The organism is Glycomyces sp. MUSA5-2, from assembly GCF_037034145.1.
Classification (GTDB): Bacteria; Actinomycetota; Actinomycetes; order Mycobacteriales; family Micromonosporaceae; genus Glycomyces; species Glycomyces artemisiae.
This window is the reverse complement of record NZ_JBAGKG010000013.1, coordinates 122,677-138,578: the sequence shown is the minus strand read 5'-3', so window position 1 is coordinate 138,578 and position 15,902 is coordinate 122,677. Positions and strand designations below refer to the sequence as shown.

Annotated in this window: 15 protein-coding genes and 2 pseudogenes; 10 read left to right on the top strand and 7 right to left on the bottom strand. The window is 64.0% G+C overall.

Annotated features, from left to right (window positions below; translation table 11 throughout):
* Nucleotides 1-233 (bottom strand): annotated as a pseudogene (locus WA640_RS26975) (NUDIX hydrolase); the annotation flags it as partial.
* An 86-nt stretch (nt 234-319) separates the two neighbouring features.
* On the opposite strand from WA640_RS26975, the gene WA640_RS26970 reads away from it, so the two are divergent.
* Nucleotides 320-766, top strand: a complete 447-nt coding sequence (locus WA640_RS26970) for a MarR family winged helix-turn-helix transcriptional regulator (RefSeq protein ID WP_106365019.1) — start codon at nt 320-322, stop codon at nt 764-766.
* A 42-nt stretch (nt 767-808) separates the two neighbouring features.
* Nucleotides 809-2,062, top strand: a complete 1,254-nt coding sequence (locus tag WA640_RS26965) for an MFS transporter (RefSeq protein WP_335991949.1) — start codon at nt 809-811, stop codon at nt 2,060-2,062.
* On the opposite strand, the gene WA640_RS26960 is transcribed toward WA640_RS26965, so the two are convergent.
* Complete coding sequence (locus WA640_RS26960) at nt 2,059-2,973, bottom strand: AraC family transcriptional regulator (RefSeq protein ID WP_335991948.1); 915 nt, start codon at nt 2,971-2,973, stop codon at nt 2,059-2,061. The genes WA640_RS26965 and WA640_RS26960 overlap by 4 nt on opposite strands.
* Nucleotides 2,974-3,047: 74 nt before the next feature.
* Here WA640_RS26960 and WA640_RS26955 point away from each other — a divergent pair, with 74 nt between their 5' ends.
* Nucleotides 3,048-4,082, top strand: coding sequence for an SDR family NAD(P)-dependent oxidoreductase (locus tag WA640_RS26955; protein WP_335991947.1), 1,035 nt, complete (start codon nt 3,048-3,050; stop codon nt 4,080-4,082).
* A 59-nt stretch (nt 4,083-4,141) separates the two neighbouring features.
* Here the strand turns inward: WA640_RS26955 and WA640_RS26950 are convergent, their stop codons facing one another.
* The 3 genes from WA640_RS26950 to WA640_RS26940 are packed head-to-tail and all read right to left on the bottom strand — an operon-like array spanning nt 4,142 to nt 6,085.
* Nucleotides 4,142-4,630, bottom strand: a complete 489-nt coding sequence (locus WA640_RS26950) for a hypothetical protein (RefSeq protein ID WP_335991946.1) — start codon at nt 4,628-4,630, stop codon at nt 4,142-4,144.
* A gap of 21 nt (nt 4,631-4,651) precedes the next feature.
* Nucleotides 4,652-5,419: a hypothetical protein gene (locus WA640_RS26945; RefSeq protein WP_335991945.1), complete on the bottom strand. Its 768-nt coding sequence runs from the start codon at nt 5,417-5,419 to the stop codon at nt 4,652-4,654.
* A 9-nt stretch (nt 5,420-5,428) separates the two neighbouring features.
* Nucleotides 5,429-6,085 carry a hypothetical protein gene (locus WA640_RS26940; protein WP_335991944.1) on the bottom strand — a complete coding sequence of 219 codons (657 nt, stop codon included), beginning with the start codon at nt 6,083-6,085 and terminating at the stop codon, nt 5,429-5,431.
* 281 nt (nt 6,086-6,366) lie between these two features.
* On the opposite strand from WA640_RS26940, the gene WA640_RS28970 reads away from it, so the two are divergent.
* Nucleotides 6,367-7,257: a replication-relaxation family protein gene (locus tag WA640_RS28970; protein ID WP_442904842.1), complete on the top strand. Its 891-nt coding sequence runs from the start codon at nt 6,367-6,369 to the stop codon at nt 7,255-7,257.
* Between the two features lie 1,299 nt (nt 7,258-8,556).
* Complete coding sequence (locus WA640_RS28965) at nt 8,557-9,228, top strand: hypothetical protein (RefSeq protein ID WP_442904841.1); 672 nt, start codon at nt 8,557-8,559, stop codon at nt 9,226-9,228.
* Between the two features lie 844 nt (nt 9,229-10,072).
* Here the strand turns inward: WA640_RS28965 and WA640_RS26930 are convergent.
* Nucleotides 10,073-10,555 carry a hypothetical protein gene (locus WA640_RS26930; protein ID WP_335991942.1) on the bottom strand — a complete coding sequence of 161 codons (483 nt, stop codon included), beginning with the start codon at nt 10,553-10,555 and terminating at the stop codon, nt 10,073-10,075.
* Between the two features lie 23 nt (nt 10,556-10,578).
* Complete coding sequence (locus WA640_RS26925; protein ID WP_335991941.1) at nt 10,579-11,769, bottom strand: helix-turn-helix transcriptional regulator; 1,191 nt, start codon at nt 11,767-11,769, stop codon at nt 10,579-10,581.
* 202 nt (nt 11,770-11,971) lie between these two features.
* On the opposite strand from WA640_RS26925, the gene WA640_RS26920 reads away from it, so the two are divergent.
* From WA640_RS26920 to WA640_RS28960, 5 genes and pseudogenes are all read left to right on the top strand, one after another.
* Nucleotides 11,972-12,565 (top strand): hypothetical protein, encoded by a 594-nt coding sequence (locus WA640_RS26920; RefSeq protein ID WP_335991940.1) that lies wholly within the window; start codon nt 11,972-11,974, stop codon nt 12,563-12,565.
* A gap of 56 nt (nt 12,566-12,621) precedes the next feature.
* The gene (locus tag WA640_RS26915) at nt 12,622-13,323 is read left to right on the top strand and encodes a TauD/TfdA family dioxygenase (protein ID WP_335991939.1); all 702 of its coding nucleotides are present in this window, start codon (nt 12,622-12,624) and stop codon (nt 13,321-13,323) included.
* Nucleotides 13,320-13,793: an NUDIX domain-containing protein gene (locus WA640_RS26910; RefSeq protein WP_335991938.1), complete on the top strand. Its 474-nt coding sequence runs from the start codon at nt 13,320-13,322 to the stop codon at nt 13,791-13,793. Before WA640_RS26915 ends, WA640_RS26910 begins: the two co-directional genes overlap by 4 nt.
* 56 nt (nt 13,794-13,849) lie before the next feature.
* Nucleotides 13,850-14,266, top strand: a complete 417-nt coding sequence (locus WA640_RS26905) for a hypothetical protein (protein WP_335991936.1) — start codon at nt 13,850-13,852, stop codon at nt 14,264-14,266.
* 560 nt (nt 14,267-14,826) lie between these two features.
* Nucleotides 14,827-15,873, top strand: a pseudogene (locus tag WA640_RS28960) (recombinase family protein); the annotation flags it as partial.
* Nucleotides 15,874-15,902: the final 29 nt, after the last annotated feature.

Here is a 15,902-nt window from a genome sequence, read left to right as displayed (position 1 = left end):
TGGTGCCCGCCGGGCTGGAACCAGCGGTCGAGCGCGCGGTGGTGGACGAGCAGGACCTCGCCCGCGGCGTTGAGGACGATCGCGGAGGCCGTCACGTGCCCGGGGACCGTCGAGCGGTCGAAGCCGGAAGGGGAATCGAGGTCGAGCAGCGGCCGGACCTCGCACTCGGACTCGGGCCAGCGGTGGAGATAGGCCGTCAAGTGTTCGCGCAGGTGGGCGATGGTGATGGACACCGGGCCATTGTGCCAGCGCACCCCCGGCCGCGCCGCCTCCGGGCGCTCGTTCGCCGATTTACATAAGCAGTGTATATAATTGCTCTATGGTTTCACGGGACCCCGACGACCTCGACCAGTTCTCCGCGCGGCTCACCTCCCAGGCGAGCCGCTTCGCGCGGACCGCCTCTCGCAAGGCCGGGACCCGCCGGTCCCTCATCTCCCTGCGCGCGCTCGCCAACCTCCAGCAGGACGGCGACCTGCGCGTGGGCGAACTCGCTCTGCGCGAGGCGATCACGCAGCCCGCGATGACCGCGGCCGTGAACCGCCTCGAAGCCGACGGCCTCGTGGTGCGCCGCGCCGATCCGGCCGACGCGCGGGCCGCCGTCGTGAGCCTCACCGAGGCCGGGGCCGACGAGCTCCACGAGTTCCGGATGCGCGCCGCCGCGAAGGTGCGGCCCGCGCTCGAAGCGCTCGGCGACGACGACCTGGCCGTGCTGGCCCGCGCCGTCGACCTGCTCGAAGCGCTCTCGGACCGGCTCAACAAGGAATGAACCCCGGGGCCCGCGGCCCCGTGCATAGGAGGAAGTGCCCGAATGGAACAGCCCGAGAAGGCGTCGATCCTGCGCCAGCCGACGGCGGTGTGGGCCATCGCGTTCGCGTGCGCGGTGTCGTTCATGGGGATCGGCCTCGTGGACCCGATCCTGCCCGCGATCAGCGAGGGCCTCCGCGCCTCGCCGTCCCAGACGATGCTGCTGTTCACGAGCTACCTCATGATCACCGCGGTCGCGATGTTCTTCAGCGGCTTCATCTCCAGCCGCGTCGGCGTCAAGCGAACGCTCATCGCCGGGCTCGCGCTCATCGTGGTCTTCGCCGGACTCGCGGGCGCCTCGGACACGGTCGGGCAGATCATCGGCTTCCGCGCCGGATGGGGCCTCGGCAACGCCCTCTTCATCTCGACGGCGCTCGCCTCGATCGTCGGCGCGGCCTCCGGCGGCAGCCGCCAGGCCGTGATCCTCTACGAAGCGGCGCTCGGCATCGGCCTAGCGGTGGGCCCGCTTCTGGGTGGCGCACTCGGCGAGATGTCTTGGCGCGGGCCGTTCTTCGGGACCGCGGTCCTCATGGCGATCGCCCTGGTCGCGATCGTCGTGCTGCTGAAGGGACCCGCGGCTACGCCGGCCCCGGTCCCGCTGACCGCGGGCTTCACGGCCCTCCGCGACCCGGCGCTGCGCACCCTCGCGGTCACCGCACTGTTCTACAACTACGCGTTCTTCACCCTGCTCGCCTACTCCCCCTACCCGATCGAGGCGGCCGCCGCGCAGACCGGCCTCGACTTCGGCGCGCACGAACTGGGACTGGTGTTCTTCGGCTGGGGCGCGGCCGTCGCGGTCACGTCGGTCTTCGCGGCGCCGCTCCTGACCCGCCGCTTCGGCCTGCTTCCGGTGCTCTACTCGATGTTCGCGCTCCTCGGCGTCGCCTTGGCGGTCATGGGCGTCGGCGTCGACTCCGCCCCGCTCCTCATCACGGTGGTGATCCTGGCGGGCCTCTTCCTGGGAGTCCTCAACACCGCGCTGACGGAGACCGTCATGGAGGCCACGACACTGCCGAGAGGCGTCGCGTCCTCCACCTACTCAGGCGTGCGGTTCCTCGGCGGGGCCATCGCCCCGGCCGTCACCGGCGGCATCGCCGAGACCTGGGGCGACGGCGCCCCGTACTGGTTCGCCGTGGCCTCGCTCATCATCGCCATCACCGTGCTCGCCCTCGGCCGCGGCACCCTCGCCCACCTCACCCGCCCGCACCAGGACGCCGAGACCGAGGCCCAGCTCATCACCGTAGGCGACGAGGCCTAGACCGCCGCCCGGTGGCGGAGCCTGTAGCGCAGCGGGGATTCGCCCACTTCGCGTTTGAAGGCGGTGCTGAACGCGCTTTCGGAACCGTAGCCGAGACGCGACGCGAGCGCGCCGACGCGGGCGTCGCCGTCGCGGAGCTCCTTCTGCGCCAGCAGCATCCGCCAGCGGTGCAGGTAGGTCAGCGGCGGGACGCCCGCGACGGCCCGGAACCGCTCGGCGAACGAGGTCCGCGACATCGCCGCCGCTTTCGCGAGGGCGTCGAGACCCCACGGCCCGCCGGGATCGGCGTGCATGAGGGAGAGCGCCGGACCGAGCCGCTCGTCAGTGAGGACCCGGAGCCACCCGGGCGGCAGCTCGGCTTGGTCCACATAGGATCGAACTGCTTCGAGGAGCAGGAGCTGGCCGTACTGGCGCAGCGCGAACGCCGACCCGGCCCGCCCGCCCGCGCCTTCGTCGAACATCCGGTCGAGCAGGCCCTGGACGGTCCCGGCCGTAGCGGCCGAGGCCCGCACGTGGGCCACCGGCGGCAGCGCGTGCGCGAGCAGCGCGAGCCCGGCGGCGTTCAGTTCGATGCGCCCGCCGATGATCACGTCGTCGACGCTCCGGTCGACGGGCCCGGCGTCGGCGAAGCGCGGGTCCGGATCGACGCGCCTGCGCGGCCCGTCGCCGCCGCCTTCGGCGCGCAGCCACGAGCGGGCGTTCATGATCGCCACGTCGCCGGCTTCGAGCTCGATCGGCCCGTCCACGCCGTCGGCCCACAGCCGGGCGCGGCCCGCCACCATCGCGGTGAACTTCATCGCCTCGCTGACGTCCGCCTCGGTGAACCACGGGCCCCGGACCGCGAACCCGCCCGAGACGACGCCGCGCACCTCGACGAGGTCGAAGACCTCCGACAGGTGATCGCTTTCCATGATCCGAACTCTAAAGCAAGAAATACGGACTGGCAATTATTCAGAGTCCGGACGTTCGGGGACAGACTCGAACCATGGAACACCACACGAAACAGCACCCGATCGGCACCGGCTTCACCGCAGCGACCACCGCCGACGAGGTCCTCGCCGGCATCGACCTCTCCGGCAGGAACATCGTCGTGACCGGCGGCCACAACGGCATCGGACTGGAGACCGTCCGCGCCCTGAGCAGGGCCGGCGCCGCGGTCACCGTCGCCGCCCGCAACCCCGAGCGCGCGGCCGCGTCCCTCGCCGGGATCGACCGCGTCGAGACCTCGCAGCTCGACCTGCTCGACCCCGTCTCGATCGACGCGTTCGCCGCCCGCTACCTCGCGACCGGGCGGCCCCTGCACGCCCTCGTCAACAATGCCGGCATCATGGCCGGCCCGCTCGTGCGCGACGCCCGCGGCTACGAGTCCCAGTTCGCGGTCAACCACCTCGGCCACTTCCAGCTCACGCTCGGCCTGCTGCCCGCGCTGCGGTCCGCGCGCGGCGCGCGCGTCGTCAACCTGACCTCCGGGGGCCACCGGATCTCCGACATCCGCTGGGACGACCCGCATTTCAAGGACGGCTACGACGAGATGGGCATGCTCGGCTACGGCCAGTCGAAGACCGCGAACGTCCTGTTCGCCGTCGAACTGGACCGCCGCTGGTCCGCGGACCGCATCCGCGGCTTCGCCGTCCACCCCGGCATCGTCATGACCACCCGGCTCGGCCCCTGGATCCCCGAAGGCGAGGAGCGCGAGCCCTGGCTCAGCGACGACCAGATGCGGGCCATGGGCCTGGCCGACGAGCGCGGCGAGCTCATCCTCGACCCCGACCGCGAGCTGAAGACTCCGCAGCAGGGCGCCAGCACCAGCGTCTTCGCCGCCGCCAGCCCGCTCCTCGACGGCATCGGCGGCGTCTACCTCAAGGACAACGACCTCTCCCCGCTCGACGAGGACCCGCACGACGTGGAGTTCGGCACCGACTCCGACGTCAAGTCCGACGTGGTCCCCTACGCCCTCGACCCGGTCTCGGCCCGGCGCCTGTGGGAGCTGAGCGAAGAACTGATCGGACACAAGGTCTGAGGCCCTGCGCGCCAAGCGAAGCGGGGCCCGGGCCGGTGCGGCCCGGGCCCCGCGGTCGGTCACTTGCCCGACCACCACCAGAGCTGCATCATCACTTCTTCGTAGTACTGGATGAGATAGCCGCCGGCGACGGCGTGGTCGCCGTCCTCGCGCCAGTCGAAGTTGCACCTGACCCAGGTGCCGTAGCCTTCGGCGTTGGCGCACCAGCGGTGGTTGATGGAGCCGAACTCGGTGTAGACGAGGGCGGTCGCGCCGTAGCCGTCCTTGTCGCCGTCGCGCACGTAGACGTAGTCGCCGTCGTACTGGATGCAGACCTGGGTGCTGCCGTGGGCGGCGTTCGCGGTCATGCATTCGCCGATCGGGCCCGCGACCTTCGTGCCGTAGACGCATGCGACGCGTTCGAGTTCGCAGTCCTGGAAGTAGTTCGCCTCGGCCATGGCCGCCGACGGCACGGCGAAGACCGAGGCGAGCACGGCCGCGAGGAGCGCGGTGAGGTGAAGAGCGGTGCGGTTCAGCTTGCGCCGCAACCGGTTCGATGAATTCATCATGAGAGGTGTCCTTTCGGGTGGTTACACGCAGGAGTGCATGAGCGAGAACTCGGACGCCTCGGCCTGCGCCGCGGCATCCGGAACGGCGCTCTCCAGAGCGGCGACGATCGCGTCGGCGCCCTCGCCGGCGAGGAGTTCCTCCACGCCCTGATCCGGCAGGTCCTCCGCCGCAGCGGCGAACGCCGCCGCGTCCTCCACGGCGCCTTCGGACTCGCCGTTGCCGAGGACCCCGCCGTCGAAGGGGATCTCCGACCCCTCGCCGAGACCGTGCCACTGCGCCGGCGTGTACTCGCCGTCCTCGTCGCAGACGGCCGCCTCCCACCGGATCGCCATCACGTACTGGTGCCCGACCTCCACCCGCGGGAAGCCGTACAGCGCCATCTCCACGGCCCCTTCGGTATCGCCGCCGGTGAAGTGCCACCCGAGGGCGTTGTAGCTCCAGGTCGCGGGCGCCGCGACAGGGGCTCCCTCCCGCGACCAGAGCACGCCCTCGACGTCGAGCGAGACGGTCCGGCCGATGATCCCCTCCCCGCGTTCCAGCTCCTCCGCGCCGGGCGCGATCGCCTCCTCCGACACGGCCTCGACGACGATCACGTGGTCGGCGTAGGTGACCCAGTCGTCCGCGGTGATGCTCGGCAGGTAGTCGGCCCCATGCCCCATGAGCACCGAGGACTCGGGCACGGATTGGGCTTCAGGAGCGGGAGCGGCGAGGGCCGTGACGGCGACGCCGGTCAAGGCCGCGGCGGCGACAACGCCGACAGCCGCCGCAATTCGAGTACGAATACGCACGGGACCTCCTCAGTAGGTGCCGTTGATGTTGTCGATGTTGTTGTCCTGGAGGACCTCCCCGTCACTGACCGGGTCCTCCATGCACCCGAGCCGCTCATCGCGCCGACTCGTCACCGGCGACGCCTGGTCCCCGTGCAGCAGCCCCACGGCGTGCCCGGTCTCGTGGCAGATGAGCCCGTTCGCGTAGTGGCCGCCGCCGAGGATCCGGATGTACTGCTGGTCGCAGCGCAGATGATCGGCCGCGTCGTTGCAGAAGGTGACACCGCTGGCGCCCGACGGGACGCCGATGCCGCTCTCCTCGTACACGATGTCGGTCTCGGCGCTCCCGGAGAACGACGGCGTGCTGTCCAGACTCACTGACAGGTCAGTCGGCTCGAACACGTGCTCCATCACGTAGTTGACGCGGTTGCGGTCCACCGTCTCCAGCATGTTCGACCCGCCGCTGTCCATGTAGTACGTCAGCGTGGCGTTGTCCGTCTGGCACGAGAGGTACCCGTTCGGCGTACTCCCCTCGTCCACGCACGCCAGGTTCGCGTACGGCGTCGGATACATGTTGTCGGTGAACGCCGCCCACGCGGCCCCCGCCGTCACCGCCACCGCCGTGAACACCGCCACGGTCATGCACACGGCCTTCACGCTCATCCGCCTCGCGGAACCATTCGTCATCAGGCGACTCCCCTTCCGGCCGCCCAACGCATCTGACCGGCCCCCACGAGCCTAGAAAACCGGGAGTACACGCCCCGTACACGAGCAGTACACGCCCCACGAACCCGCAGACAGACCGCCACAAAAAGCCAAAACAAGAACAAACAAAAAGGCCCGCCGAAAAGCGGGCCTTCATGATGGCTGGCCTGTTGGAAACCTACAGGCACGCCCTACCCCAGGTACAGGCCCTGCATAAACGCCTCACCGAGCTCGCCACCCGTAACGAGAGGCGGTAGCTCCAAATGTGCGCGAAGCGAATCCCAGGCACGAACACAGGCGACTTCAACGAGATAACCAACCGCCTGACCAGCCGAGACTTCGACATCCTCGAAACCCTGGAGAAGTACAAGATCATGACCGCCGGCATGATCGAAGCCCAGTTCTTCCCCTCCCGCCACCAAGCAGGAGCCCGACTCCTCACCCTCCACGAACTCGGGCTCCTGGAGCGCTGGCGAAGCCCCGAAAGCAAGGCGTACCGCTACGTCCTCGCATGGAGAGGCCAATGCATCCTCGCCCTGATCCGCGGCGACAAACCGCCGACGAAACTAGCGGGCACGCACGCCGCCCAACACCAGTTCCTCTCCCGCAACCGCCCGCACACAGAAGGCATCAACGCCTTCTTCAGCCGCCTGCATCTCTCCGCCCGCAACCACACCGACGTCCGCGTCCGCAGGCTCAACGAAGAACTCTGGATCACCGGAATCGTCCCCGACGCCCAAGGTGACATCACCTGGGCCGACGGAACCACCCTCCGCTTCTGGCTCGAACACGACCGCGGGACCGAAACCCTCGCCTACCTCGCCCGCAAGATCAACGGCTACAGGGAGCGGGACAGCCGCAGACCAGCTGAAAAAGCCTCGGTCCTCCTGATAGAGCTCCCGAGCGAGCGCCGCCTCCGAAACTTCCTGCCCATCGCCTCCAAAGTCTGGAAGGCCGAATCCATCGCCTGGAGGAGCCCAAGACTTACCGTCGCAGTGTGTGCCTCCAGCGCCAACGAACGCACCTGCACCAACCCAGAAACCTTCCGAGACGCCATCACCAACCCCCACTGGCACATCCTCGGCCGAACAACCACCCACAGCCTCGCCGAACTCCCAGCAATAGCCAAGGCGCTCCGAAACCAAAGAATCTAAATCTGACCCACGGGGGTCGCCCCCACAAGGTCGGCCCCCGCCCAACCCCTCGCACGACCCCCACCAATGACCCACACGACCAAAACCCACGTTCGCGCAGCTCAACCCCGATAACCAACCACACCCAAGAACCCCGAATACATAGTCCCAGCGAGAGGCGAATATTTCGGCTGCACGGACATCCACCCGCTCGTTCACCGCTCGTGAGCCGACACTGGCACCTAAGCGCCTCCCGCGACGCTCAGCAGCACGAACTGCCCCTCTTTCGACTCTCTCAAGAGTTGCATTGAGTTCCTCACGGGTCGAGGGCCAGGAGAATGGCAGGGTCTCCTGTCCGGAGGGCCAACATGCGTCCAAGTATCGGAGAAACATTTTCGCTCTTTCAATTCGTTCTTCAATCGGAGTGACATCTCTGATAATAGTTCGTACAGTAGGATCGAGGATCGGTGTATCTACGACAACCGCGTCGATATATGCAAAACTGCTAACCAGCTTCTTGTACAGATACCCTCCAGATGCCGTAATACGAACCAGGCGGCTGGAGTCTCCTTGGGCCGCAGCGTCCACTAGGCCACCTTTTTCGGCGCGCGTGAAATGCCAATCGATCTGCTCGGGCGTATATCCAATCGACTGAAGATGCCGCAAAACAGCACCTTGATCCGCGAATCCCCCTGACTCGCCCTCGCCCAGAAGTTGTACACAAGCAAGCAACAAGGGCAGAAGAAAATGTTCCTTGCTGTCGCTCGAACCTATGGCAAAGAGATTAGGCACCGGCGAGGTAGCAGAGTCATAGTATTTGTGATCTCCGTAGATAATCGCCCTCTCGAACTCATGCAGCGGGATCACATATGAACGACCGGAATCGTGGGCCTCAAGCACCCTCTTTGTTTGTACGTATCCGCTTCCAACAAAGGTCGAAATGAAATCCAGAGCCCGCCTTGTATTTCCCGAACTTAGATTATCCACTAGCTCAATCAAATTCTCATTCTCAGAAAAAGCCTCGATCAGGACATCTATGTAGATAAGCAAGCTTTCCGAATCTAGCGTCAGCCCGGTGGGAAACCCAGGCAATCTCCCAAACTCTATAAGCTCCTTCTTTGCAAATTCGAGACGCTTAACCACAACCTGATCAGACCTAGGCGGTGAAACGGTAAACACCCTGGGCTGGTACGCCGCCAATGCTCCGGTACGTCGAGACTCATGAAATGTATCGGGCCTCAATGACATAAACACTGCCGTCGGCCAGGTTTCCGCGAGCGATTGCCCGGCAATGAAGATCTGCTCTTGGAAGGACGAGCTATGCTGATCAACATTGTCAAGCACGATCACGAAACTGAAACCCCTAGAAGCTTGCAGAAACGAAAGAACCCGTCTCGCATGCTCAAACTCATTTGCAAGATAAGTAGCAAGCATTGCGATTTCATTGCGTTTGTATTCGACCGGATCATCGTCTTTCATGTCCCCATATATCCCGTTAGCGAACTCGTCAATCTCCTTCTTATATACTGCGCGCGCAAACTTCGCTTCTTTTACATTAATCTGCCAAGAATCACTGAGGGTCGAGGCGACTACCTGGTATATATGATTAGGCACATCCTCAATGATTCCGGAGTGCTTCAAGAAGTCAACATAAAAAACAACTGTTCTATTCAGGAGCTCTTTGGCTTCAATTCTAAAGAGATGCTTCAGAAAAATACTCTTCCCGACACCAACATCCCCCAACAGAATGATTGGACGCTTTGTAATTGCACCTGCGATTACATCATCTCGAAGATTCGAGCTCGTACCCTTCTTATCTCTTGCAGTCTCAATGTTCACCTGCTGACCGAGAATATGATATCGAGTCCGAAGAATTTCCCTACTCACTACCGCGTACTGCGACAGCGCCCCACTGGAGCAATAGCATTCTTGAAGAAAATCGTCGGTAATACTTTCCTCTTTGACAACATCTTGAATGAAGAGGTCTCCTAGAATCCTTAGGTCCGTTTCCATCTCAGAGCCGATGCGGAACCCAGGGTAGCCGTGAATCCTCTTGGAAAGCGGGAGTGGCGGCGGTACCACTTTTCTCGTACTAGAAAGAACTCTGGTCAAATCAGCTCGAGACAAACCATCAAATGAGAGGTAATCCCAAGCTTCATTAAACTCCGAAAGCATGTCTTCTAGGCATGAATAAAAAACGGCTCGACCTTCTACCGGCCTCTTGCCATCTGATCGACTTCCCAGGAAAGCCAGAAGTTGAAACCCATTCGATAGGATAGCGACGCCAATTCCCGATTTCTGGCAGTATCTTAGAACTTGATCAAAAGCCGCTTTGTTCTGCGTTGAATAGTTTCGCACTGTCTCCACATCAACAAAACCAGTAGCCACTCCCGCGGGTACCTCGAATGTGATACTAGTTCTCTTAGCTTCAAGAACCGCAAGCATCTGAGGCGAGCCAAGAATATAGTCCAAATAGTCGCCTTCGATGTGCTCCTCACACGAAACCTGATCATCCGGCCAACCAAGCACGTCTTTTAGGATTACATCGATTAGTGTTCGACGCGTCGTTGCCTCATTGAAAACCCCGCCATGAGCGCGAGCAATCAGCTGAATAAGGGACTCTCTTCCTCTTTCAAATGATGTCACAGCATCCTCGCTTGCATTCATATGACCAGTTTATACCGTGTTAACTTAGGATTGGAAGATTTGTGGCAAATACTCAGGCTGGGATCGCTGGCAACCCAAGGATCGCTCGGATGCCCAACTCACCCTTTCCAAGTACTGTCCAACGTAAAACAGAGTGCAAGATATAGCAAGACAGCGGGGTTTCGAGATATCACGCAACCCGTTCCGCGCCGGTCGGCCAGATTATCGTTACGGGAATTCCTCGGGCCTGAGCTTGAGCTACAGCGTCGGCGGTGCCGCCTTTGGCTGCTGATAGTTGGCCGTCCCAGACGGCGAAGAGGTGGTCGATCGAGGTGAGGATGTGTTCGTTGGCTGCGGCGTAGGCTTCTCGGCCGCCGGTATCGAAGGGCATGGCGTTGACCTCGGCGGCTTGTGAGAGCAGGAAGTCGTAGGCGGGTTGGTCTTCGGGGTTGACCTTCTTGTCACGGTAGTCCGCGGAGGAGACGACCACGGTCAGCTTGGCACCAGCGTCGAGGATAGCTTGGGCGAAGATCGAGTCTGCTCCTACTGCTAGACAGCTCAAACCGACCAGGTCGTCGCTTTGGTGGGCTTGCAGGGCTTCGCTGATCGCGGCTTGAACAAGATCAATGGTTTCCGGGGTCAGGTTCATGTGCCCGGTGATGCCGATCCGCAATTGGTGCTCCTTGTGGATGTGGTTCAGGCTGCCAGAACCGTGCTGATGTGGTCTCGGAGTTCGGCAACGCAGGATTCCTGGTTGTGGGTCGCGGAGAGGTCCAGCAGATTCTGGAGCTTGGTTCGGACGTGGGAGGAACCTGTCTTCGTTGCGGTTTCCACTGCCCGGTTTCCTTGCTTGCAGGATTCTTCGAGTTCGCCTTGGAGCATCCGGGCCTGTGCCAGTCCGAGCTGGTCGAGGGCGAGGGAGCGGAGCTTCCTCGGGTCTCGCAAGGCGATGGCGGTTTCGATGGAAGTGGCGGCTTCGGCGGCGAGGCTTCGGTCTTCGTGGGCCATTTCGAGGAGTCGGGCACCGGTGGTGCCGGCGAACTCGGCCAGGTCGAAGGAGCTACCTCCGTCGTCGTTCGCGTCGGCGAGGGTTTCGGCTGCCAGGCCGGTGCTTCTGCGGAAGTCGTTGATGTCTCGCAGACTGGACTTAGACCAGGCATGGCGGGTGTAGACCTTTGCCAACAGCGCTGCTGGGACTCGGTCAGCGGCGCGTTCGAGAGCGCGCCTGGTGAACTCCTGGGCTTCGCCGGGGTTGCCCAGGATGAGTTGTTGGCGGCCCATGCCGACCAGGGCTTTGACTTCGCCGGAGCGGTCGTGGGCCTCGACCGAGGCGTGCAGTGCGAGTTCATAGCAGCGGCGGGCCTTGCCGTCGTTGCCCGTGTCCCAGAACATCGTGGCGGCCGTCTGGGAGAAGCGAGCCATCACTTTGAAGGTTCGGATGCGGCGGACGCGGTTGCGGTCGGCCGCGGCGAGTTCAGCGAGTTGATCGATCTGAACGAGGACGGCGCGGAGTTGGAGGCCGCCGCCGGTGCGCTCGTTCCAGTCGCGGTAGTGGGTTGCCAGCGCTTCGAGTTGATCGAGTTCTGTCTCGCCGAGGTTCTTGAGGCCGTTGTCCGGGAGGATCGGCGCTCCGGCGATCAGACCCGGCACTGCCGCTGCTCCGAGTGAGAGCAATGCCCTTCGCCGCATGTCGTCCTCCTCGGCGAGTCGTCGGCGTTCCTGGTTGACGACTTCGGTATACGCGACTATCACTTCGCTCGGGACAGTGCGCTGGTCGGTCTCGTAAAAGCCTAGGGCCGCTTTGCTCCAAGGCAAGCGGCGGGCCATGTCGCCGAGGCTGAGGTCGACGGCGGTTCGTGCCGCTCTGAGTTGCTGGCCTGGGGTCATCTGTAGACACCTTGTAGACGGTTTGAGTCTTCCTGTCGGCTTCGCTGTAGACGATGCTACAAGCATGGCTCCCGAGAGTCATCCACCGCTTACACATGGGCCCTGGCTGCTCAGGCGGTGCGCAAGCCAGTGTTGAGCGGCCCGCCTTCGGCTTCCACACTTCAGGCGGGCCGCCTCACCAGATCCACCAAAGGGAGAAATGGTGACGGCTCAGAGACTACGAGTCAAAGACGAGAAGGGCAACCGGTCGGCCCCCGAGATCCTCGGATCGTGGCTGACAGGTAGAGGCAACAAGCTGACGGTCATGGCGCGGCGGGGCACGGGCTACGCATCCGTGTGGCTGGACTACCAGGGGACGCCCGTGAAGATCGGATACGCGGTCCACGCGGGCGGCGTTGTTCGCGAGGTGCGGTGGGAGGAACCGTGGCGGGAGCAGACCGATGCGTGGAAATCGCAGCAGCGGAGCCAGATCGCGGCACTGGTTGCGGCCTGGCACGCCGAGCGTCCGGAGCCGCAGGAGCCTGAGCCGCTTCCTGCGAGTGTGGTCGGGACGTTCGAGGTTGATGGGTTCCGGTTCGCCGTTGAGCCTGTCACGGCCGCCGAGCACGTGGTGCTCTGCCTCGTCAGCGCGATGAACGAGCTGACCCCCATCGCCGATCTCCTCCACGAGGGCGGCCGGGTCTGCGGAATGGTCACCCGCCCTGGCTGGAAGGCCGCTCCTGAAGCTCGGCGGCGGCGCTGGCGGGCCGAGGTCGAATCCATCCTTCTTCGCGCCGTCGAACGCGGCGCGCTCTGACCCTTCTCCCCCGCGGAGCCACCGGGTGGGCGGTGGCTCCGCACCCTCTTCTCTTCATGATCTTGGAGCCTGTTGTGCTGCCTGCTGCAATCGATCTCGACGAACTGCTTATGGACCTGGACGTTCGCGGGTATGGCCTCATCCGCGCCGAGCCCGACCAGGAAGCGATGACCACGGCCGCCGCTCGGTTCGGAGCGCATGTGGGCGCCGGCTGGATGGGAGTCCGGCTGTTGGAATCCTCCGGCTCGGTTGATTGGCTGCCTCGCCACACAGAGCAGTTGGACGATCCTGAATCGCTGCGCTACTTCGCGCTTGGGTGCTTGGAGACGGCGAACAGTGGTGGTGCGACCTGCCTCTTCGACGGTCGTATCGCTGCCCGTGCGCTGCTGAAGTCTCTGCCCGAGCTGGCGCAGGTTCGCATCACCTACAGGACAGAATGGCGGCCGACGGCCGCCACGCATCCTTTGGTCGTCCACGATCCGCAACACGGGGCAGTCTTGCGATTCCGGTCTGCGCTGGAGACCAACGCAGTTCAGGAGCCGTTGCCTTCCTCGGTCTCGGAGGCGGGCCTCTATGCCGAGGTCGAGGCGGCGCTCTCGGAAGCGGTCGCCGTGGTGCATCGCTGGCGGCCCGGTGATCTGCTCATCGTCGATAACCGGGCCATGATCCACTCGCGCGAGCCGTTCACCGGCACGCGCCGGATGGTTCGCTACCGATACGACGACCCGAACTTCAAGACCGTCATAATCGCCCGATGAGACACATCCGCCTGCCCGCGCCGATCCTCCGAATGATCGCGCCGGGCATGCGGTTGTGGTGGCGGCTACGCAAGCCAGAGACGTTCGGGGTGAAGGCACTGCTGTTTCATCCCGATGGATCGGGGCGGTTCCTTGTCGTCCGTCATTCCTACAGCGATCCGAGCCGCTGGGGTCTGCCCGGCGGCGGCTACAAGCCGACCACGGAGAAACCAGCGCAGGCCATCGCGCGGGAAGTTGGCGAGGAGCTTGCGCTGGCGGTCCCTACTGAGGCGTTCATCGTCCTGGACACCCTCGTGACGACGTTGGAAGGAAAGCGGGACACCTTGACGATCTTGCGGGCGGTCGCGCCGAGTGCGGAAGTGTCGCTTTCCCCGGAACTGGCCGAATTCCGATGGATCGGAGATGTTCGGCAACTGGAACCGGCTCCGGTTTCCCGCTGGCTCGTTGCCGCGGTCTCACAGGTAGATTGACGCTGCCTCTAACCTGAGCGGAGGGAAGACCGCCGACAACGGGAGGATCAAGAGCGGTGGGCGAGGAGCAAGACGACGATCTACTGACTCGACTCGTTGGAGCCGAGCTGTACTCGGTGCAGTTCGTTCGCGACTACGTGCAACTGCACTTTGAAAGCCCGGGAGAAGCGCCCTACCTCAGTTGCTTTGTCATGCCGGAGATCCGGAGTTTGCATGGCGTGCACACACAGGAGATCTTGGAGCGCTCTCCGGGATACGCTGACGCTCTCAGGGCCTTGATCGGTGAGGAAGTGCGAGCAGTCTCGGCAGCGGCAGGCACTGGCCTGACTCTTGAGCTGCGAACCAGCGCGATTATCGTAAATCCGACTTCGGCACAGCTCATCGGCCCCGAAATCGCCATGCTTTCAGGATTCAGTGACCGTGCTTGGGAGTTGTGGCAACCAGGCGAAGACGAATTCGCTCATCTCGCATAGCTCAAGAGCTGTGACAATCGCCGCCTTCGATAATGGCATCCCGCCTTCTGCTTGATCCGACGGTCTGAGCGTATCTTTCGTCGCTGTCGTATGTCGACCTTGTTTTGGCTGGTAGTCCCGTATTTGGATCTAGTTCTCGGGCTTGGAGAATGGTAGAATCCAAGGGTCCAGGCCGTTCGATCGCGGCGAGACATCGCCATTGGTCGTTTTCTTTGTGCGTGTAGCCAGCGCGCGTTCTTGTGGTGTTCCCGAAGGATTCCCCGTGCGCGGGGCGGTTCGGGGTGCTTCGGAGTCGGATAATTCGGGTCGCTCGACGGTGCGGCGAAGCGGGTCTACGGTGGCGTTGACCTGCTGTTTTGCCGTAGCGGGGCGGTGAGCCTCGTGGGTGGCAGAGAGGTGCGTGTAAGGGTAACCGGGGCGCTTCGGGATGACGTTGATGTGCGGTTGATCGTGGAGAGCGTGATCGATGCCGTGATGGAGTCGGAGCGGAGTGCCGGGGGAGAGCCCAGGGGCGCGGATGCGGGTCGGACCGAATCTTCAAGTCGGAAGGCCGATCGATCATGAGTCAGGACGTCAGGGCGAAGCGTGCCGTGCTCTATCTGCGGGTGTCCTCGCGGGGGCAGGTGGAGACGGACTACGACCCGGAAGGGAACTCGATTCCAGCGCAGCGGAAGGCGTGCCAGCGGCGGGCCGAGGAGCTGGGGATGGAGGTCGTGGACGAGTACGTCGAGCCGGGGAAGTCGGGGATGACGGTCGACGGGCGGCCGAAGTTCCTGGAGATGATGGCGCGCATCAGGAACGAGAAGGACGTCGGGGCGATCATCGTGTACGCGAGGTCGCGGATGCACCGGGATACGGCGGATGCGGCGATCACGCGGCGGGAGCTGAAGAAGCTCGGGGTGCAGCTCGTCTCGATCATGGACTACACCGAGGACAGTTACGTCGGTGACTTGGTGGCCGCGATCCTGGACGGGGTCAACGAGTATCAGTCGCGGGCGTCGGGTGCGGACGTGGCCTACAAGATGAGCGCCAAGGCAGCCAATGGCGGCACCGCTCATCAGGCGCCGATCGGGTACCTCAACACCGGAGTGATGGTCGATGGCCGCGAGGTCCGGACTGTCGTCCTGGACGAGGAACGGGCTCCGCTCATTCGGATGATGTTCGAGCTGTACGCGAGCGGGACGTACTCGTTCCGGGAGGCGCAGCGGGTGGTCACCGAAGCAGGGCTTCGGACTCGGCCGAGCAAGCGGTGCCCGGCCGGGCGGGAGGTGCCGATGTACACCGTCGGGTCGATCCTGCGGAACCGGTACTACCTGGGGCGGGTCACGTTCAAGGGCGTCGAGTACCAGGGACGGCATGAGCCGCTGGTGAGCCAGGAGCTGTTCGACCGAGTTCAGGACGTGATGCGGCAGAACAACGGCGGCATCCGGAAGCGGGTGTACGACCACCCGCTGAAGGGGGTGTTGTGGTGCGGGCGTTGCAGGACCAGGTTCTACCTCGACATCGTGACCAATGGACGGGGCGTGAAGTACGCCTACTTCGTTTGCAGCGGCCGGGCGAACAAGACATGCCGGAGCGAGCGGGTTCCCGTCGCCATCATGGAGGCCGAGGTGCGGGCTCATTATGCGCGCCTTCG